Annotated in this window: 18 protein-coding genes; 13 read left to right on the forward strand and 5 right to left on the reverse strand. The window is 62.3% G+C overall.

Going from position 1 to position 18,479, the window contains the following annotated elements; genetic code table 11:
• Nucleotides 1–94: 94 nt before the first annotated feature.
• Nucleotides 95–316 (forward strand): hypothetical protein, encoded by a 222-nt coding sequence (locus AAIO73_RS15530; protein ID WP_345879099.1) that lies wholly within the window; start codon nt 95–97, stop codon nt 314–316.
• Nucleotides 317–371: 55 nt separating this feature from the next.
• Here the strand turns inward: AAIO73_RS15530 and AAIO73_RS15535 are convergent, their stop codons facing one another.
• Both AAIO73_RS15535 and AAIO73_RS15540 read right to left on the reverse strand, forming a co-directional pair.
• Nucleotides 372–1,094: a hypothetical protein gene (locus AAIO73_RS15535; RefSeq protein WP_345879100.1), complete on the reverse strand. Its 723-nt coding sequence runs from the start codon at nt 1,092–1,094 to the stop codon at nt 372–374.
• 215 nt (nt 1,095–1,309) lie between these two features.
• Nucleotides 1,310–5,818 carry a PDDEXK-like endonuclease domain-containing protein gene (locus tag AAIO73_RS15540; RefSeq protein WP_345879101.1) on the reverse strand — a complete coding sequence of 1,503 codons (4,509 nt, stop codon included), beginning with the start codon at nt 5,816–5,818 and terminating at the stop codon, nt 1,310–1,312.
• 186 nt (nt 5,819–6,004) lie between these two features.
• Here AAIO73_RS15540 and AAIO73_RS15545 point away from each other — a divergent pair, with 186 nt between their 5' ends.
• From AAIO73_RS15545 to AAIO73_RS15595, 11 genes are read left to right on the forward strand one after another with little or no spacing between them, the layout of a single operon-like run.
• Nucleotides 6,005–6,586, forward strand: coding sequence for a TerD family protein (locus tag AAIO73_RS15545; RefSeq protein ID WP_345879102.1), 582 nt, complete (start codon nt 6,005–6,007; stop codon nt 6,584–6,586).
• Between the two features lie 40 nt (nt 6,587–6,626).
• Complete coding sequence (locus AAIO73_RS15550; RefSeq protein WP_345879103.1) at nt 6,627–7,787, forward strand: TerD family protein; 1,161 nt, start codon at nt 6,627–6,629, stop codon at nt 7,785–7,787.
• A 28-nt stretch (nt 7,788–7,815) separates the two neighbouring features.
• Nucleotides 7,816–8,925 (forward strand): DUF475 domain-containing protein, encoded by a 1,110-nt coding sequence (locus tag AAIO73_RS15555; protein ID WP_345879104.1) that lies wholly within the window; start codon nt 7,816–7,818, stop codon nt 8,923–8,925.
• Between the two features lie 15 nt (nt 8,926–8,940).
• Nucleotides 8,941–9,519: a TerD family protein gene (locus tag AAIO73_RS15560; RefSeq protein WP_345879105.1), complete on the forward strand. Its 579-nt coding sequence runs from the start codon at nt 8,941–8,943 to the stop codon at nt 9,517–9,519.
• A 25-nt stretch (nt 9,520–9,544) separates the two neighbouring features.
• Nucleotides 9,545–10,120 (forward strand): TerD family protein, encoded by a 576-nt coding sequence (locus AAIO73_RS15565; protein ID WP_345879106.1) that lies wholly within the window; start codon nt 9,545–9,547, stop codon nt 10,118–10,120.
• 24 nt (nt 10,121–10,144) lie between these two features.
• Complete coding sequence (locus AAIO73_RS15570) at nt 10,145–11,296, forward strand: trypsin-like peptidase domain-containing protein (protein WP_345879107.1); 1,152 nt, start codon at nt 10,145–10,147, stop codon at nt 11,294–11,296.
• A complete protein-coding gene (locus tag AAIO73_RS15575; protein WP_345879108.1) occupies nt 11,290–12,393 on the forward strand; it encodes a phosphoribosyltransferase domain-containing protein in 1,104 nt (367 codons plus the stop codon). The genes AAIO73_RS15570 and AAIO73_RS15575 overlap by 7 nt, the downstream gene beginning before the upstream one ends.
• Complete coding sequence (locus AAIO73_RS15580) at nt 12,390–13,139, forward strand: HAD family hydrolase (protein ID WP_345879109.1); 750 nt, start codon at nt 12,390–12,392, stop codon at nt 13,137–13,139. The genes AAIO73_RS15575 and AAIO73_RS15580 overlap by 4 nt, the downstream gene beginning before the upstream one ends.
• A complete protein-coding gene (locus tag AAIO73_RS15585) occupies nt 13,129–14,217 on the forward strand; it encodes a cysteine protease StiP domain-containing protein (protein ID WP_345879110.1) in 1,089 nt (362 codons plus the stop codon). The genes AAIO73_RS15580 and AAIO73_RS15585 overlap by 11 nt, the downstream gene beginning before the upstream one ends.
• Nucleotides 14,214–15,158 carry an HpcH/HpaI aldolase/citrate lyase family protein gene (locus AAIO73_RS15590; protein WP_345879111.1) on the forward strand — a complete coding sequence of 315 codons (945 nt, stop codon included), beginning with the start codon at nt 14,214–14,216 and terminating at the stop codon, nt 15,156–15,158. The genes AAIO73_RS15585 and AAIO73_RS15590 overlap by 4 nt, the downstream gene beginning before the upstream one ends.
• Nucleotides 15,155–15,946 (forward strand): AIM24 family protein, encoded by a 792-nt coding sequence (locus AAIO73_RS15595; protein WP_345879112.1) that lies wholly within the window; start codon nt 15,155–15,157, stop codon nt 15,944–15,946. Before AAIO73_RS15590 ends, AAIO73_RS15595 begins: the two co-directional genes overlap by 4 nt.
• Here AAIO73_RS15595 and AAIO73_RS15600 read toward each other — a convergent pair.
• From AAIO73_RS15600 to AAIO73_RS15610, 3 genes are all read right to left on the reverse strand, one after another.
• Nucleotides 15,943–16,401, reverse strand: coding sequence for a hypothetical protein (locus tag AAIO73_RS15600; RefSeq protein WP_345879113.1), 459 nt, complete (start codon nt 16,399–16,401; stop codon nt 15,943–15,945). The genes AAIO73_RS15595 and AAIO73_RS15600 overlap by 4 nt on opposite strands.
• Before the next feature lie 75 nt (nt 16,402–16,476).
• Nucleotides 16,477–17,292 (reverse strand): hypothetical protein, encoded by an 816-nt coding sequence (locus tag AAIO73_RS15605; RefSeq protein ID WP_345879114.1) that lies wholly within the window; start codon nt 17,290–17,292, stop codon nt 16,477–16,479.
• Nucleotides 17,250–17,864, reverse strand: coding sequence for a hypothetical protein (locus AAIO73_RS15610; RefSeq protein WP_345879115.1), 615 nt, complete (start codon nt 17,862–17,864; stop codon nt 17,250–17,252). Before AAIO73_RS15610 ends, AAIO73_RS15605 begins: the two co-directional genes overlap by 43 nt.
• Before the next feature lie 11 nt (nt 17,865–17,875).
• On the opposite strand from AAIO73_RS15610, the gene AAIO73_RS15615 reads away from it, so the two are divergent.
• Complete coding sequence (locus AAIO73_RS15615) at nt 17,876–18,037, forward strand: hypothetical protein (protein ID WP_345879116.1); 162 nt, start codon at nt 17,876–17,878, stop codon at nt 18,035–18,037.
• Nucleotides 18,038–18,479 lie beyond the last annotated feature (442 nt).

Raw genomic sequence — 18,479 nt, forward strand, 5'->3', positions numbered from 1 at the left:
GGCTGGCAGCCCACCGGGCTATGCGATCGACGTTGCAGGTGGAAAAGAAGGCCGGCGCCAGTAGATACTCGGCGATAGTGTCCGCCGCTGCCTGATGATCCGCTTCGACAGTCACCACCAGCTTCGTCAATGCGTCGGTTTCAGGCGTATTGTTGTTGCCAAGTCTTGTCGCGACAGCCTTCGACATGGATGTTCGCAACGCAATTACGCGATCTCGGCAGTCGTGATGAGTCCGCATGAGCGCGCCGCCTTCGATTATGCCGATGCGCTGCCGCTCGCTGCGCCAGGTTGGCATCTGCGGATCACGGTTGCCTAAGCAACTGCATGTCCTGCATTGCATGCCGTTTCAATTTGACGGGCGCAAATACCCACTACGGGATATATCGGGAAAGACGCAGAAGCCGATTGCCGGCTTGCACCGAAGCATGAACGTTCCGGACGCATACAATCCTGTTCGCTACGAACGTCCGCCGCTCTTGTCGCAAATGGCAGAACGCATCGACGGAGATGAACGATGGCGCGGCGATAAGCCAATACGACCACCAAGGCCAACGGCTACGAAGCTCGATGTCGGAGATCGTCCGGGTCGTGACCTCGTTGCCGTCAGCATAGTCGATCGTTGCGTGCCGACATTCGAGGAGTTCGCCAAGCCGGCAGCGGCGCATGGCGGTGTTTCGAACTGCGATAGATTGGGCATCGGACGGCATGGCCCCATGGCAATTGGCCAAGACGACGGTGGACAGCTCGCCGAAATGACGGGTCGCTGCAACCCGAGCCGGTCCGCGATCCTCGAAGTACCTATTACGGTTCCATTTTAGAATAGCTCTCAAGAGCACCGGCTCGCGATATACTTCGCGTAGGATCCACCACATGGCTTCACGTGGATGATGTTGACCTCCTCGGCGATATAAGTTGGAAAGTAGGCCGATCGTGTAGGACCGCACGGACAGCAATTCGTTCGCTGTTTCAAAACCGAGCAGGCCGTCAGGTGGCATGTCGCCGATCAGATAGCGGGAAGCGATCAATTGCGCATCGGTCGCGCATTCACCGACTGGACGGAGAGATGCCATCTCCCAAAGGCTGAATACAGTCATGGCGAAAGCTGTTCCATTTGATATGCCCCGTCGGGTGACGCATCGAACGTCGCGTTGCGCTCAGCGAGTGCGTGGCGTCGCGCAACTTCCCGTCGGTTCGGCTCACGCTCGACCAATGCCGAAGCCAGCGCTGCTTTTGACGCACATATAAAGAAGCGCATTGCGATGGGTCGACGTGACGCCTTGGCCGCGGTTCACTGCTAGCAGGGCTAAGCTCAGAAGGGATCGGCAGGTACCAGCCAAGCATAGGGAACCGGCTCCGTCTGAGCGGGTGTGCTGCGCCAACGGCGATGTTCCGTATGCCGGCTTGGCGGCCTGTCGCCGTCTCGCTCCGGGTGAATACCGCGCGCATTCAGAACGTCCGTCAGTTCTTCAATCACCCTATCTCGCTCTCGAACGAAGCGTGAGGCGAAGCAGCGCCACACGGTCCAGCCAGCGCGTTCCAGCATCCTCTGGCGCGCCATGTCATCGGGCCATTGCTCCGGGCCATGATAACGATCGCCATCGCATTCGATCGCCAGCCGGCAATCTTCGCTTCCCTCAACGACCATGTCGATCCGCTTCGTTCCGACCGACACCTGGGTATCGACCCGATAGCCACGTTCCACGAGAAGATCGTACATTTCTCGCTCGAAGGGCGATTCACAGCGCGACCGGCGATCCTCGACGACATGGGATTCAGCCGCGAAAGGGGCCTGAAAATGCTCGATCAGACTGCGGCGGAGCTTATCGGTTGGCCGGAGATCCTCCAGCTCGACAGAACGCACCAGCACCATCCGGTCGCGCGCACGCGAGGCGGCGACGTTGAAGCGCTGCTCGAACGCGAGCCCAGACAGCGGGCTGCTGCCGCGTTCGGCGACCATCGAAAGGAACATGATGTCGCGCTCGTCGCCTTGGAACGCGGCTGGTTCGCCAACTCGAATGTCATGCCGAAGCATGATTTCCGACCCGAGCACTTGTTCGATCGCTGTCAGGATCGACATCGCCTGCTCCTGCCCGAGCAACGTGGTTACGCCAATCGAACGTTTTGCCAAGGCCGGGTCGTCGGCGATGCGGCCGATGGCGTCGACGATGCAGTCCACTTCCGGTGGGTTTATCTTGCCCTTTCGATAACCATCCTCGACGAGGATGTCGACCAGTGGCGGGTCCAGACGTTCGGAAGCGGACGGCAGACGCAGCGGTACCAGTTGGTGCGCATAGAATTGCGCCTTGGAATATTCGATTACCGGTGCGACGCAGCGGAAATGCTCTTTTAACAAGATCGCGCCGCCAGCGAACACGACGGTGCCGAGATCGTAAAGGGACTTCTCCTCGCGCAGGGCGGAGCGATAGTCACCAATCTGGCCTCCGAGGTGACGGTCGGCGAGCAGGTTCATCCGCGCTTCTTCGCGGAAGCCCGCATCCGGGCTGACCTGACGGTCGTCACCGACGATCAGGACTTGTTTCGCCCGCAGCAGCGCGGGAAGGGCGGCAACTGTCGATTGTGACGCTTCATCGATGACGACCAGGTCGAACAACCCAAGTTCGGCCGGCAAAGATTCGGACACGCGGTAGTGCGGCATGATCCAGCACGGCAGCGCATTCTTCGCACGATCGGCGGCGGCGCGGGCATCGCTACGGTAACGGCCCGCGCGGATACCGGTGCCGCGACCAATTCTGCGCATCGCCTGAGCATAGGCGGCGAGGGCAGCGCGAACCTGATCGCTCGCCTTCTCCGCGAGGCGGCACCACGTCCGAAGTTCAATCGCTTCTTCGTAGGCGCGGCGCAACTGGTCCTCCGCCTCGGTGCGTTCTTTTCCAAGTGCCGCCAGCCGGTCATGGCGATCGATCCGTCGCACCCAAGTCGACAGCCGGCGGAGTGTCCATCGTTCGCGCCAGTCGCCCGGCGTCAGCGGATCCTCAAGCCCCGTGACTGCTTCGTTCCGCAAGCGTTGAGCCCAAAGCGACGCCCCACTTTCCTCGACCAACGAGGAAAGGTGACGGATGTCGGCGAAATGCGGCGCAAGTGAGCGCAGGATTGCCGCCTCGGCCAGCGCGGCGGTCCAGCGCCCGACCAGTATCTCCTCGTCCGTCGACGCCTGGCCGATCATTGTCGCCACGATGGTCCGCAGTTCGTCGCCGATCGCACCCTGCACGTTGGCCACACTCGCGGTCAGGCTTCGCAAATCATTTTCCGCCGCAGCTAAGCGCAATCGCCGCAGATGAAGTTCGAGAAGCGTCGCCAGACGGTCGTACGACTGAGCGTCTCCGGCAATCTGGGTCTGGAAGCCCGGAAACAGCGCCTTTACCGATCCCTGAAGTCGCCGCTCTTCCACCGCAATCGCGCGCAGCGCCGCGAGGTGCTGAAGCTGTCGCCGCATGGGCTCGGCGATGCCTAGCGTGTCGCCGCTGATCGGATCCAGCCCCGCGGCCGCGCTTGCATGGTTCCAAACCGCAGCGAGCCGCACCGCTTCGTCCTGGGCCCGAAGATAGCGGTCGACTTCGCGCCAGTCGTCACCGTTGGAAGGCGCTCGGCCCGACAGGCGAATGACGCCGATGCGCGCTTTCAGCTGCCTTGCGAACAACGACTGGAACAAGCCCAGATCCTCGCCGGCCGCAAGTTGCACGACGGTGTCACGAAGTGCCGGATCAACGGTCGCGCCATCCGGCAGGACGACAGGTTGAACAAGGAAATGCCGTGCTTCGGCTGCCAATGCTGCGATAGCCGGCTCCTGTCCGGCCAGTGCTGCGAGCGCTGCGTCATCATCGTCCGCCCGACATCGATGAAGCGTGGCTGCCGTCCAGCCGAACGATGCTCCCTGCGCCGTCGCAAGCTGCATGCGCGTTGCGTCCAGCGCGCTCGCCACCGCTGCGATGTCGTCGGCCATGGCCCCTTCGCGTGGGGCCTCGGTCGCGGCGATAGACTGCTCGATCTGGTCCGCTTCAACCATATCGCGGTGCATCGCCACCAGCGTCATGCTGTCGGGGAAGGAGTCCGACGGTGGCGCAACGTTGAGCATCGCCAGCCTGTCGCCGACTGCCTTTCGCGCGGCGCGCAGGCGTGCGATGCCGCCGTCGTCGATGCCGGGATCGTGCGAGGCGATGACGTCGATCGGATCGGTCAGCCATTCCGCCAGCTGGCCGGAGGCCACGACCCGGCGCGCAGCCTCTGCAGGTTCGACTGGGCGGCCGTCGATCGTCGCCCCGCTCATCGCGGCGCGGCCGATGTCTTCGACCTGCCGATCAATCATTGCCAGACCGCGGTGCAGCGCCTCGATACGCACGTCGAGCGCCGCGATCTGCCTCCCGACTTCGACCGGGCGGGTGCGGTGGAGGCGATCCGCGATGATGTCGACCGACTCCTGGAACTGTTTCAAGCCGTCACGGTCGCTTTCGACCAGGCTTACCGCCAATGGGCGGACTGCCGCCGGCAGCTTCTCTCGCAGTACCTTCAACGGCGGCGCCTTTTGGGACGTCACCAGCACGCGCTTCCCCTGCGCCAGATAGTGGCTGATGATGTTCGCGATCGTATGGGTCTTGCCGGTGCCCGGCGGTCCTTGCACGACCACGCCGGGGCGGGTGGCGAGCCGCTGGATTACCTCCACCTGTTCGCGGTTGAAGGGCTTCGGAAAGAACAGGTCCTCGCCCGACCCGTCGGACGACGTAATCCCCGGGATCGTCGAGACGCCGCGGTAGTCGGGATACTCTGGCGCGACCGTCGTATCCGCTGGAGTTTCCAGTAGAACGCGAACCGCCGGCGGCAGGTCTTCGACCCTCTCAATCCGCGCGATCTCAGCACGGAAGCGATGCAAATCGTCCATAAGCTGCGTTGCACGGCGCGTGCGCTGAAGCAGTACCCATCTATCGTCGACCTGCAGAGTGTCGCCGCTCGGTGCTCGCCGCTCGCCCAGGTCGGGTAGGTAATGACCATCAGGGTCGAGCAGAGCGACCGCACGCCTCAGAATGGGTGCGAATGATTCGTTGTCGAACGGGTTGAGGCCATCGCCCTCCAGGGCATCGAGATGACGCTGCGCGCCTTGCCGCCATTCGTCAACAGACGGCGCTTCCAGCGCGTCGAGCGGATCGCTTTCGATGGCAGGCGGGCGTTCGACGCGCGGACGGACCTGGATCGTGTGGCTCGGCTCGGTAATCGCCAATTCAACGCCCACGGTCAGCAAAGGGTGGTGCACCATGGCGCCGCGATGCTTCCAGCGCGCAATGCCAATCCCCCAAGCCAGTTCGATCGGTTGCTCCGATCCGCCGTCGAGAAGTTGCCGGAGCGAGAAAAGGCCGTTGTAGAGGTCGATCGCATGACGCCGGGGCCGCTCCTCCAACACCCAAGGCGACCAGATTTCGCAGATGTATCCATTCAGCAACGTGTCGATCCGCCCGCGGTCGTCCTGGTCGTCAAGCCGCAGCGTCGGCGCGCCATCGGGATCATTGTTCGGAATTTCACTGCGCAGGCGCGGCTGCACTGTCACGTCGTCTTCCAGATCGATCCAAGTCAGCAATGTCGGCTCGGCGGGCGGCGGCGGCGGGCGCCGAACCAGCCGGTCGACGCTCAACCAGACGTGATCGTCGCCGTCGCGGACGTTGACGAGCACGCCCGGCAGCTTGATTACGTCCTCACCCATCTTTCGGAAGCCGCGATAGTCGGCCATGTCGAGAACAGTGGGCAGCCGATCCCGCTCGGTCGCCTCGACATAATCCAGCAGAGACAGCAGGCGCTCAATTTCGACAGCCATTTTATTGGAGCACTCGGAAATAATGGAGATAGGCTTTATCGAACGGAGCGGTTGCGCCAGTCAAATGCCGTAAGAACGAAAAGAACCAAAATCGAACATATCGCTTGAAGGCCCATTGCAGCGTCAGTCGAAAATGCCCTAGCCTTTGCAAATTATGCCGTTCACGGCGAGCGAGAGGGGAATCGCGTGGTCAGCCTGCAAAAGGGACAAACGGTAAGATTGGAAAAGTCGGGCGGGGGCACGCTGACACGCGTCGCGATGGGCCTCGGCTGGGATGTGCGCAAGGCCAAGGGCCTGCTCGGCATGTTCGGCAGCGGCGGCGGAGACATTGATCTCGACGCATCCTGCCTGCTGTTCGATGCCGATCGTCGCCTGCTCGATCAGGTCTGGTTTCGGCAGCTTGCCAGTTCGGACGGCAGCATAGTGCATAGCGGCGACAATCGGACAGGCGACGGCGACGGCGACGACGAGACCATCAGTGTTGACTTGACCCGGCTTCCCGGCAACGTCCGCACCCTCGTCTTCACGGTCAACAGCTTCACCGGCGACACCTTCGACCGGATCGAGAATGCCTATTGCCGCGTCGTCGATTCGACCAATCGGCAGGAGCTGGCGCGCTACGACCTTACGGGTGCCGGTTCGCACACCGGGCAGGTCATGGCCAAGCTGGTCCGATCGGGCGACGGTTGGGAGATGAAAGCGCTGGGCGAACGCACTACCGGGCGCACGTTCCAACAGATGATGGGCGCGATCACCGCAGCGCTTTGACGCTCGCCTTCCCGAACCGACCTTACCACAGGATCATTCAATGGAGCTGCAACAAGGCGGCAACGCCCCCGTTCCCGGTGACGCGCTGAGCGTAGGCTTCGACTGGCCCACGCAGGAACGGAACGTCGACGCCGATGCCTCCGCGTATCTGCTGACCGCTTCGGGCAAGGTCCGCTCGGATGCAGACATGATCTTCTACAACCAGCCCAAGGACGCTGGCGGCGCGATCCGATTCATTCCGACGGGAAATGGTCTGTTCGAGATCGATCTGGCTCGCTTTCCCGACGAGATTGAGAAGATCGTCTTCTGCCTGACGATCCACGAGGCACAGGCGAAGAATCAGACGCTGGAATTGCTGTCGGGCGCGGCCGTGCGGGTCGCGGCGACCGATGGGGCAGATGCGCTTCGGTTTGCTCCGACGCTCGCCGGCGCGAGGGAGGCGGCGATGGTGTTCGGCGAGTTGTATCGCCGCCAAGGGCAGTGGAAGTTCCGTGCCGTGGGCCAAGGATTCCACGGTGGTCTTGCCCCGCTCGCGCGATCGTTCGGCATTGATGTGGCAGAGGACGCAGCCGGGTCGGTACCGCCACCTCCACCGCCGCCGCCGGTCAATCTCAGCAAGGTGACGCTGGTAAAACCGGGGCAGACTGTCAGTCTGGAAAAACGGGGTGCCAGCTTCGGCGAGATCACGATCAACCTGAACTGGTCACGCGGACGCAAGGGGTTCTTCGGCGGCGGGACTGCGATTGACCTCGACCTCGGTTGCCTGTTCGAGCTCGCGGACGGGAGAAAGGGTGTCGTTCAGGCCCTCGGCAACGTCTTCGGATCGTTCGCGCAGCCCCCGTTTATCGCCCTTTCCGGTGACGATCGGACCGGCGACGTTTCCCAAGGTGAGACGATGAAGGTGAACGGCGTTCATTGGACAGCCATCCGACGCATCGCGGTCTTTGCGAACATCTATGACGGCGTTCCCAACTGGCGACAGACTGATGGCGTCGTGCTGGTGACGATGCCCGACCAGCCGCCGATCGAAGTGCGGCTGACCGAAGGACGCGACGATCGCCGCCTGTGCGGCATCGTCCTGATCGAGAACGATGGGGGACGCGTCAAGCTGACGCGAATCGTCGATTACGTCCGTGACCAGCAGGTGCTGGACGAAAAGTTGGGCTGGGGGCTGCGCTGGGTAGCCGGTCGCAAGGATTGAGCCGGCAACGGACGCAGGGGGAATTGGAGTGCTGAAATACTACAAGGGATCGTTCCTGTTCACCGGTCTATGCCTGCTGCTCGGCGCGTGGCTGGGCTGGTCGAGCACACAGACGGTTATCGGGACGCTCGGAATTTTATGGATCATCGCCGTGCTCGGCGTACTCGAGGTATCGCTGTCCTTCGACAACGCCGTAGTCAACGCTACCGTATTACGCGACATGGACCCGGTGTGGCGCCGCCGGTTCCTGACGTGGGGCATCCTGATCGCGGTGTTCGGGATGCGGATCGTCTTCCCGCTCGCGATCGTCGCCATCGCCGCGAAGCTGGGACCGATCGACGCGGTGAAACTTGCTGCGACTGATCCAGTCACCTATGAGCGGATCATCACCGGCGCGCATGTCGGCATATCCGGGTTTGGTGGCGCGTTCCTGGCGATGGTTGGGTTGACCTTCTTCCTCGACGAATCCAAGGACTCGCACTGGATCGCTCTCGTCGAAAAGCCCTTCGCCGCGCTGTCGCGCGTTTCGGGCCTGGCGATCGGCGTCGTGTTGGTCGGGCTGTATGTGATTTCCCGTATGATCGGTCCCGAGGAGGCGATGACCTTCATAGTCTCGGGCATCTTCGGCCTACTTGCCTATATCGGCGTACAGGCAGTCGGCGCGCTGCTGGAGCGGGAGGAGGAGACGAATCCGGGTACCGCCACGACGGTTGTCGTTGCCAAATCGGGCTTGGCGAGTTTCCTATATCTGGAAGTCCTGGATGCCTCCTTCTCGTTCGATGGGGTGATCGGCGCGTTCGCACTGTCGAACAACCTCTTCATCATTGCGCTCGGCCTAGGCATCGGTGCGATGTTCGTCCGATCGATGACGATCATGCTGGTCGATCGTGGCACGCTGACTGAGTACCGTTATCTGGAACACGGCGCCTTCTACGCGATCATCGCGCTTGCCGCGATCATGCTGCTGTCGGTCCGGTTCGAGATTCCGGAAACGGTAACCGGGTTGATCGGCGCCGGGTTCATCGGCCTCGCCTTCCTCGCTTCAGTCCGCAGCAATCGCGCCGATGGCGGCGGAGAGTCGGATCTCAGCGAAGCCGATCCAGTCGCGCCCACCGGCGAACACCTCAACCGCGCATAATTAGGGAGCGCATCCATGTCGGTAAGCCTGTCCAAGGGCGGAAACGTCAGTCTGTCAAAAGAAGAACCGAACTTAACGAAGATCCTCATCGGCCTAGGCTGGGATACCAGGACGACCGACGGGACCGATTTCGATCTTGATGCCAGCGCCTTCCTGCTGACTTCAAGCGACAAAGTCCGTGCCGATGGCGACTTCATCTTTTACAACAACCTGCGGTCTAGCGACGGCGCTGTCGAGCATACCGGCGACAACCGCACTGGGGAGGGTGAAGGTGACGACGAGGCGCTGAAGGTCGAACTGACCCGCGTGCCGCCCGACGTTCAGAAGATCGCGATAGCGGTGACGATCCACGAAGGCGAAAGCCGTCGCCAGAGCTTCGGCATGGTCTCCAACGCCTTCATCCGGATCGTCAACGACGCGACCGGACGTGAGATTTCGCGCTACGACCTCGCCGAGGACGCCTCGACTGAGACTGCGATGATCTTCGGCGAAGTGTATCGCCATAACGGCGAATGGAAATTCCGCGCTGTCGGGCAAGGCTATAAGGGCGGCTTGGCCCCAATGGCTCGCAACTACGGCGTCAATATCGGCTGAACGCGGCCACAACGGGAGAATTTACATGGCAGTTTCGCTTTCCAAGGGCGGCAACGTCAGCCTGAGCAAGGAGGCTCCGGGCCTGAAGGCCGTGCGCGTTGGGCTAGGCTGGGATACGCGTGTCACCGACGGCAGCGCGTTCGATCTGGACGCCAGCGTATTTCTGCTGGGCGATACCGGGAAGGTTCGCTCCGATGCCGACTTCGTGTTCTACAACAACAAGAACGGCGGCAACGGATCGGTCGTCCACCAAGGCGACAACCTGACGGGTGAAGGCAGCGGCGACGACGAGGTCGTGGCGGTCACGCTCGACCAGCTGCCCGCCGACATCCAGAAGCTGAGCTTCGCTGTCACGATCCATGAGGCCGACGGACGGCGCCAGAATTTCGGCATGGTGTCCAATGCATTCATCCGCGTGCTGAATGCTGATGGCGGCACCGAGATTGCACGCTACGACCTGTCTGAGGATGCCTCAACCGAGACCGCGATGATCTTCGGCGAGCTTTATCGTCATAATGGGGAGTGGAAGTTCAAGGCGATCGGGCAAGGCTTTAACGGTGGCCTCGGGCCGTTGGCGCAGTCGTTCGGCGTCAATATCTGATCGTCCCGATCGGATCGCCCGCACATGCATGACTTGATCGCGGGCGAACGGGCCGCCATTGCCGGCGGGCAGACGTTCGTTCTTACCGGCGATGGCGGTGATCCGCCACTTCTGACGCTTTTAGGCCTAGGCACGGATCGTCGCACCGCACCGACTTTCGCGCCGATCGACAGCTGGACGCGGGAACTCCGTCCTGCGGTAAAGGTCGAGACGGAAACGACGATGCGGATCGATCTAGCTGCGATGCCGGCGGACGTTGATCGGCTCGTGCTCGTCGCGTTCGATCCCGGCAATCGACCGCTCGCGCGTAGACTTGCCGTCGCTACGGACGCGCTGCGCTTCTCGGTCGACCTGCGCGACCGAGCCGATGCCGCGGTGATCCTGATCGAATGCTATCGCCATCAGGGTGCCTGGCGGCTGGCGGCGAACGGACAGGGCTTCGCCACCGGACTATCCGCGATCGCGGTTGCCTATGGCATCGATCCTGCCTGGGCTGCGCGCTTCAATCCGCGACTGGGTGGCGACACGCAGGACGATATCCCTCCGCGTAACGGATCAGGGAGCGGCAGCGGCGTTGCCGTCGAGCGTAATCATATCCTGACCAACGCGCATGTCGTCGAAGAAGCGCGAGCGGTCAGCGTCCATGTCGGCGGTCGGTCGTGCGTCGGCGAAGTTGTATTTGCCGATCCGCGCAACGACTTGGCGTTGCTCCATGTGGCTACGACGCTGCCCGGGGTCGCACAATTCCGCTCGCAGGTCGGGCTCCATCTGGGTGAAGATATCGTCGCGCTCGGCTTCCCGCTTCAGGGATTGCTCGGCACGGGGCCACAGGCGAGCGCAGGCAACATCGCCGCGCTGACGGGAATCGGCAACGACAGCAGCCTGTTTCAGTTCAATGCGCCCATCGCCAGCGGGAACAGCGGCGGACCGATACTAGACATGGCCGGTCATCTTGTCGGCGTCGTGTGTTCGTCGCTCAATCTCGACCGCATCCGACAATCGGGGGCGAACGGGGAAAACATCAATTTTGGGATCAGGGGCGCGATGATGCTCAGTTTCCTCGATGCGTTCGGCATTGAGCCGCACATGGCGCGGGCGACTGACCAGGCGATCGGGCGCGCAGCGGTCGTTCGTAAGGCTCGCGACGTGATCGCGCGGATCACCGTCGAATGTTGATTAAGCCCGATATTGGAGAAAGGTCGATCACGCTGCCGACCGGGCGGCTCGACATCGCCGTCGAGGAAGCCGCTTGGCCGCTCGACGCCCTATGCGATTTCGCCGCGAGGGAAAATCCGAAGCGCGGCTTCCTCGTCGTCTCGCGGGTGCTTGGCCGTCACCTTCCGGCTACGCCACAAATGATGAGACGGAGCGTTCGCGATCTCGCCGCCCGCCTGCCGACCGATCTTCCCGGTCCGGTAATGGTGGTCGGCCTAGCCGAGACTGCGGTGTGCTTGGGGCAGACATTGCATGAGGAGCTTCGCGCGGCGACGGCCCGCGACGACATCTATTTCGTTCACTCAACACGGCAGCGCCTGGACCATCCTCTACTGTGCCGGTTCGAAGAACCGCACAGCCATGCGTCGGCGCATCTCATCTACCGTCCGAACCTGGTATCACCGCGGTCGCTGATTTTGGTCGATGACGAGATTTCGACGGGGACGACGCTCGTCAATCTGGCTGAAGCACTAATAGGCGCTTGGCCGAGCGTCGAGGCGATCCTCGTGGCGACGCTGACCGACTGGTCGGCGGGCAGGGACTGGAGGACGCGGATGCCACGGTCGGCCACGACCGTGTCGTTGCTGCGCGGCCGGCTGGAGTGGATCCAAGGGACGCGAACTACCTGCGATGCAACATTCGATACGGTGGCGACTTCGCTAGGGCAGATGGCGGCGCACCGCAATTTCGGTCGTCTGGGCATAGTCGCACCTCTTGCGCCGCAGCCGACCACCGCGCTGCCCGATATCACAGCACCGCTCCGCATCGTTGGGACGGGCGAGTTCACATATTTGCCGTTCCGCCTCGCCGAGACACTGGTCGAGGCAGGGCACGATGTCGTCGTCCAAGCGACCAGCCGCAGTCCGGCTCGGCTTGGGGCGGCGATGAAGAACAAACTGTGCTTCTCGGACAACTACGGAACAGGTGTGCCGAACTATCTCTACAACGCCGTGCGGGACGGACGCGCGACTTGGATCGCGCATGAAACCGGTACCGCAACGATCGATCCTGCGCTGGTCGCCGAACTCGACGCCACTCTGATCGGCTGGGCGGCATGACTCGCGCCATCGCGCTCGTCGACCTCGACGACACCTTGTTCCAGACGTTGCGGAAATGCCCCGAGGACGTGGCGGTAAAATATTTGACCCCGCTCGGCTTCGCTCGCGACGGATCGCCACTAAGCTACGCAACGCCACGGCAGATGTCGTTTCTGAATTGGCTGGTCGATACCACGCATCTCGTCCCCGTGACGGCGCGAAGCCTCGATGCGCTGCGCCGGGCGCACATTCCGTTTCGCGCGGCGATCTGCGCGCATGGCGGCGTGGTGCTGGGCGAAGACGGCGAAGTCGACCGCGCATGGGAGGCGACGATAGCCCATCGGGCGCAGGGCTATGCCACACCGCTTGCGACGCTTTCGCAGGCCATTGCCGATACGGCCGATGGGCGGGGCGTCGCGATCAACGTGCGGGTGCTGACCGAGGGTGCCTTGCCGCTCTACGTACTGGCGAAACATGCCGATGCGGACGCGGCGACTCTTAACGCCGTGGTCGACGCAGCCGTGCGGAACCTGCCGGAAGGGTGGACCGATCACCGCAACGGTAACAATATCGCGTTGATGCCGCCCTATCTGGGCAAGGCGCATGCGGTCGCACACATTCTCCCTGGTCTACGTGCCAGATTTCCGAACGCGCCGGTGATCGGCATCGGGGACAGCCTGACCGACGGACCGTTCATGGCGAGGTGCGACTTCGCGATGCTGCCGACGCGCTCGCAACTGGCCGACAGGTTCCTCGATGTTCAGTAGTCGGGGCTTTTCGGGAAGCTATGAGCCGTCCGACGTCACCTTTTTACTGAAGCCGGTGTCGATCGCCGCTACGGCCATCGACATCAAGGAAGCCGCCATCCAGTCAGGTCGGCGGCACTATTCCGAAATGATCGCGCCGGAAGCGGTGCCGTCGGCAATCTATCTCGACCTGTATCACGCTGCGCTCGCCCGCAACGGCGCTCGGCTTGCTGAGGATGTGGCCAGCCTGGCTGCCCATTTGGCGCAGCGCAGACCGGGGCGCGAGGTTGTGATCGTCTCACTCGCGCGTGCTGGTACGCCGATCGGCGTGCTGCTCACTCGGACGCTGCGCGCCTGGGGGCACGTCGCGCACCATTATTCGATCAGCATCATCCGAGACCGCGGCATCGACCAAGTGGCACTCCGCCATATTGCTGAACTTCACGACACGGCGGATGTGGTGTTCGTCGACGGCTGGACGGGCAAGGGGGCCATCGCGGGCGAACTTCGTGCAGCACTGGCCGACCGGCCGTTCGGCTTCGCTCCGGAATTGGTCGTCGTCGCCGACCCGGCGGGACAGGCGGATATCGCGGCGACTGCCGATGACTACCTGATCGCATCCGGCCTGCTGAACGGGGTCGTTTCAGGTCTGGTCAGCCGCTCGATCCTGAACGCTGATGTCGTAGGTCCCGGCGACTTCCATGCCTGCGTCACATATCCGGAACATGCGGCCGCAGACATGTCGCGCGCCTTCGTCGACACGATAGCGCCGCTCGCGGCGGCTGCCGCGCCGCGTCCGATCGACGGCCAGGACGGACGGCAGGCTGAACTTCGCGCCACCTGCGATGCCATGCTGGAGGAGCTGTTGGAGCGCAGCGGAACGCGAGACCGTAACCGTATCAAGCCCGGCATCGCCGAGGCGACCCGCGCGTTGTTGCGCCGGATGCCGGAGCGACTGTTGGTGAGGGACGGCAACGACGCGGACGTGGCGCATCTGCTCCACCTCGCGACCGAGCACGCGATTCCCGTCGAGCCGCTGGGCGAGGCGTCTCATTATCGCGCGGTTGCTATCATCCGTAGTCTGGGAGACGATGTATGACCGACCGACCGCTCTCTGCGCTCGAGCTCGGCGCGACGCTCTATCTGCCCTGCACGCGCGAGGACTTGGTCCCGGTGCTGCTGGGACAGCGACGGATCGCCGGGCTACGATCGGCGGTCCTGTGCCTCGAAGATGCGGTCCTGGAGCGAGATTTGCCCGTCGCATTGGCACGGCTGTCGGCGTTCCTACGCGCACTGGTCGCAAGGCAGTGTACTCCGGGCGATCCCTTCGTCTTTGTCCGGCCGCGCGACGCTTCGATGCTCGACCATATCCTGCATATGCCGGGCGCCGAGCAGCTCGACGGTTTCGTGCTTCCGAAGGCACATGCCGACACCATGCCCGCCTATCTTGCGCTTCCGTTCGTCGATCGGCATCGCCTGATGCCGACTTTGGAAACCCGCGAGGCATGCGATGCGCACGACATGCGTAGGCTGCGCGACCAGCTTTTGGGGGTCCAGGACCGTATTCTGGCGTTGCGCATCGGTGGCAACGATTTGTTGCGATCGATGGGCCTGCGACGTGCCGCCGGCCGAACGGCCTATGATGGGCCGCTCGGTCAGGTCATAGGCTCGCTCGTCGCCGGTTTTGCGCCATGGGGTTTCGCGCTCAGTGCGCCGGTGCTCGAGCAGTTCGCCGACCCCACGCTCCTTCGCGCCGAAGTAGCGCGCGATATCGAGCACGGATTGCTGACCAAGACCGCGATTCATCCCGATCAAGTGGCGGTGATCCAGTCCGCGCTGGCCGTCTCGGCGGCCGAGTTCGAGGATGCGCGCTTGATTCTCGCCGACGATGCGCCCGCCGTATTCGCGCGCGATGGCACGATGTGCGAGCCTGCGACCCACCGCGCCTGGGCAGAGCTGTTGCTTGACCGTGCCGCGATCCACGGCATCGTCGGTACTGGTTCAACTGCGCTGCGTCTTATTTCAGGAGCCGATCTATGAGCGATTTCCGGACCAAAATCGACGAACAGCAGGGCGCCGGCGTCCGTTTTGAGGTTCATCAATGCTTACGCAAGAGCCATGCGCTCGCGAAGCCGCTGGTCGTGCCGGCGGCAGGCGGAACGGCAAACGCACCGGCCATCCATGTTCACGTGCCGCACCCAGCAAGCGCACGGCAGGTCCGCATCGTCCTGGACGGCGGTGCTGCGCTGCTGGAACCCGGCGCATTGCAATATGCCCGGGGGCGTTTCGATGTTGAGATACAGAAGAACGCTGGGGCCGGTGGTTTCTTTCAGCGTGCGATGACATCGGCCGGCACTGGCGAAAGCGCCTATGCGACGCGCTATTCCGGTCGGGGCGAGATCTGGACCGAAGTCACGACCAAGCATTTCATCCTTGCGGCAATGGACGGTCCACAAGACTCATTGATACTTGATGACGGCGCCTTCTATGCTTGCGACGCGAACATCGCGGTGTCGACGCACGTGCATCGTTCGGTCCAAGGTATTCTGTCTGGGAACGGGCTGATGCAACCGAAGCTGACCGGGGCCGGGGCGTTCGTGGTCGAAGCGCCGGTTCCGGTCGACGAGATCGAGGTAGTGGAACTTGACGGGCAGGACGACCTGCTCGTGGATGGCGATCTGATGCTGATGTACTCGGCCGGGCTGCAGGTCGAGTTGCGACCGTTGGTTCGTGGGCTGCGTAATGCGCTGCGCAGCGGGGAGGGGCTGGTCTATCGGTTCACCGGCCGCGGCACGGTATGGCTGACGCCGACGATGCGGCTCGGCTAGGGTTCGCGTAGCGGATCATGGTCGCCGTAGCGTTGCTCTATGAAGCGTAAATTATCGGCGAAGCTGTCGATATCCTCTTGCGCAAGATCGCGCGACAAGAACTCGAGGCGCGCGATCATTTTCTCAAATGCCTGATTAAGGTTGTAGCTTGCCGACCGACCCGTCCGGCGAAAAATCTCCGCGCGATGAGAAGCCGGAATTTCGGCGTAGCTTTCGATCAGCCGCGGCAAGTGAGTGTCACGCATCTGGCGAACCTCGGTCAGAGCAGATACCATGAGAGCGTCGTCTTTCGTCCGCGCCTCGATATCGGTAGCGAGCAGAAGCAGGTGGGCGACCAACGGTCGGGAGGTATCCGGCAGACGCCCGTCCTCGGCCGACACCGAAGGCCCGGTTGGCGACGGCAAGTTGGCTTGTACAGGCTCGGTCGAAGCGATTCCGCCCAGCCAGCGCGCCAATTTCTCAAATAATGTTACCACCATCGCTTCCAGAAGTCCTCAGGTCAGATGGTATGTCGGCGATGACCCATCGCGCTAGAGGGGAGACGGCCATCTGCTTTCGGCAATGTCGATTTCGAGGCGCGCCTCGCGCAAGGCCTGCTGCAAATCGGCTCCCACTTCCCGCGCTGAGGTAGCCTCCTTCGGTGAAGCGTCGATGAAGCGCTCAATCTTTTCTGATCGGCGTGGCAGCTCCGTTGCATCATCGACGCTACGCCGGGCGGCCATGGTCGTGCGAAGCGCTGCGATCGAGATGTCGCGCGCACGTATTATGGCACGGTTCAAGACATTCTGACTATCGGCCAGAATCTGCAGTGTCAGGATGGCTTGTTGAGTTATTGCAATCTGCATCAGGATATCTCGCTCGCGCTCCTGCAAGCGCGGGGTGACGACGTGACGAAAAAAGTCGGCACGGTCTGGACGATCGATGGATATCTCGCGCGCTGCTGCCGCGACGGCAATTGTACAAGCGACGATAACGGTTCGGCTATTCTGGAGCGCAGCCTCTGCTTCCTTGACCTTTGCGGTGGTGCTATTCAGTTCGATCGCCGACAGGGTTAGGATATCGAACTCGCGGCTAAGATTCTCGACCAGTTTGCTAACGCGCTTCGCTAAACTAGCGGTACCCGAAGTTGTGCGCTTGAAGAACCCTTTACCAACCTCTTGCGACGACATCGACAGGTCTGCAGCTAATTCGTCAAGCGCTGCCAGTGCCGTATTGGTGATTTGCTTGCAGGACACTCGATCCAGACGGATGCAGGACTCCGCAGCATGACCTATCGACTTGGCACCAATTCTGTGGACGACGGCTAGAACATCGTCCTCATCATCATTAACCCACTGCCGGACCATTTGACGAGCGTCGTTGCGGAATTGCCTTTCAAGATTCGACAACCTGCTTCGCCTTCGAAATCAGATCGCTGACAAGCAACAGCGATACCTGCCCGATGGGTTAGCGAGTGATTCGCCCTTCTGGAAGAACGTCGTTCGGGAATAGGCACGGAAAAGTGGAGAGTCCCCTTGAGGTGACAGGCGAGATCGATGCCGAAGTAGCGATGGTTCGCGAAGGAGCTATAGCACGAGGCGGTATGGCCGATTGCAACCAGCGGAGGCGCGTAGGCCGAGACATCGAAAGACTTGTCCGTCGGTTTGTCGACGCTGGCGTGCTGATCGGACGTAACCTGATCGTCTGGTAGATACGCTCGATCACCGGCGCAGGAGGATATGTTTGCCAAGTTGACGCTTCTTCGGTGGGAGAACGAGATCGTCCGGCAGGATCGTGACATATTGAAGCGGGCAACTGCTTTGTTCGTCCGGGAAGAAGATTGATGAGGTTCCAGTTCATCGATCGGGTGAGGAAGGGTTTCCCGGTCCACCGCCTTTGCAGGATGTTCGGCGTCAGCCGGAGCAGCTACGCGATGCATCGCGATGAAGGATGACCGGGCGCTGTGAGGCACGGTTGCAAGATGGCCGGATGCACCTTGCCGTCGGTGACGGTTCTCGCCACTGGACCGTCGGCGCCATGGAGGTCTCGACCGAGACCTGCGGAAGGGAGGTCGGGCAGGGGCCGGAATACGTCGAGGCAGCAGGCGCGTAGGAGCTGACTGAGAACGGACGTAGCGGATTCTGGCAAGGGCGCATCAGCTGTAGAACTTTATGCCGCGTTCGTGCCCGCGCAATTAGCTACGCTCGGCGTAAAACAGCCTGCTTCGCTTCATCTGGATCAAGACTTTGCAATTGTAGGCAAGCCTTCCGACGGGTCTTATCCTGATGAAAGGCTCCAGCTATGGCCCCAGAGTGCGCTGGCGCTTGAGTATCTCCAAGGCACCCACGGCCTTCGCCAATGCCACCTCCGCGGCATGGATATCCGCCAGAAGCGTCATTTCGGCGCGGTCGCTCAGTGCGAGCAACGTGCAGAGGACGGAATCCGACTCACGCGCGAGGCAGACGAGATGGTAGCCGCTAGGTCCGGCCGACCCACTCATCCAGTTGCGTGCCGTCCGTTCCGACGCCCCTGTCCATCGCATGATGGTCTTCGT

Source organism: Sphingomonas epibiotica, assembly GCF_039615155.1.
Taxonomy (GTDB): Bacteria; Pseudomonadota; Alphaproteobacteria; order Sphingomonadales; family Sphingomonadaceae; genus Sphingomonas.

Bases quoted from the DNA above. Each gene is read 5' to 3' on its own strand.
- AAIO73_RS15595 (WP_345879112.1), top strand. From the start codon at position 15,155: ATGAGCGATTTCCGGACCAAAATCGACGAACAGCAGGGCGCCGGCGTC.
- AAIO73_RS15560 (WP_345879105.1), top strand. From the start codon at position 8,941: ATGTCGGTAAGCCTGTCCAAGGGCGGAAACGTCAGTCTGTCAAAAGAA.
- AAIO73_RS15565 (WP_345879106.1), top strand. From the start codon at position 9,545: ATGGCAGTTTCGCTTTCCAAGGGCGGCAACGTCAGCCTGAGCAAGGAG.
- AAIO73_RS15540 (WP_345879101.1), bottom strand. From the start codon at position 5,818: ATGGCTGTCGAAATTGAGCGCCTGCTGTCTCTGCTGGATTATGTCGAG.
- AAIO73_RS15590 (WP_345879111.1), top strand. From the start codon at position 14,214: ATGACCGACCGACCGCTCTCTGCGCTCGAGCTCGGCGCGACGCTCTAT.
- AAIO73_RS15610 (WP_345879115.1), bottom strand. From the start codon at position 17,864: ATGCATCGCGTAGCTGCTCCGGCTGACGCCGAACATCCTGCAAAGGCG.
- AAIO73_RS15570 (WP_345879107.1), top strand. From the start codon at position 10,145: ATGCATGACTTGATCGCGGGCGAACGGGCCGCCATTGCCGGCGGGCAG.
- AAIO73_RS15535 (WP_345879100.1), bottom strand. From the start codon at position 1,094: ATGACTGTATTCAGCCTTTGGGAGATGGCATCTCTCCGTCCAGTCGGT.
- AAIO73_RS15550 (WP_345879103.1), top strand. From the start codon at position 6,627: ATGGAGCTGCAACAAGGCGGCAACGCCCCCGTTCCCGGTGACGCGCTG.
- AAIO73_RS15615 (WP_345879116.1), top strand. From the start codon at position 17,876: ATGACCGGGCGCTGTGAGGCACGGTTGCAAGATGGCCGGATGCACCTT.
- AAIO73_RS15575 (WP_345879108.1), top strand. From the start codon at position 11,290: ATGTTGATTAAGCCCGATATTGGAGAAAGGTCGATCACGCTGCCGACC.
- AAIO73_RS15580 (WP_345879109.1), top strand. From the start codon at position 12,390: ATGACTCGCGCCATCGCGCTCGTCGACCTCGACGACACCTTGTTCCAG.
- AAIO73_RS15530 (WP_345879099.1), top strand. From the start codon at position 95: ATGATCCGCTTCGACAGTCACCACCAGCTTCGTCAATGCGTCGGTTTC.
- AAIO73_RS15605 (WP_345879114.1), bottom strand. From the start codon at position 17,292: ATGGTCCGGCAGTGGGTTAATGATGATGAGGACGATGTTCTAGCCGTC.
- AAIO73_RS15585 (WP_345879110.1), top strand. From the start codon at position 13,129: ATGTTCAGTAGTCGGGGCTTTTCGGGAAGCTATGAGCCGTCCGACGTC.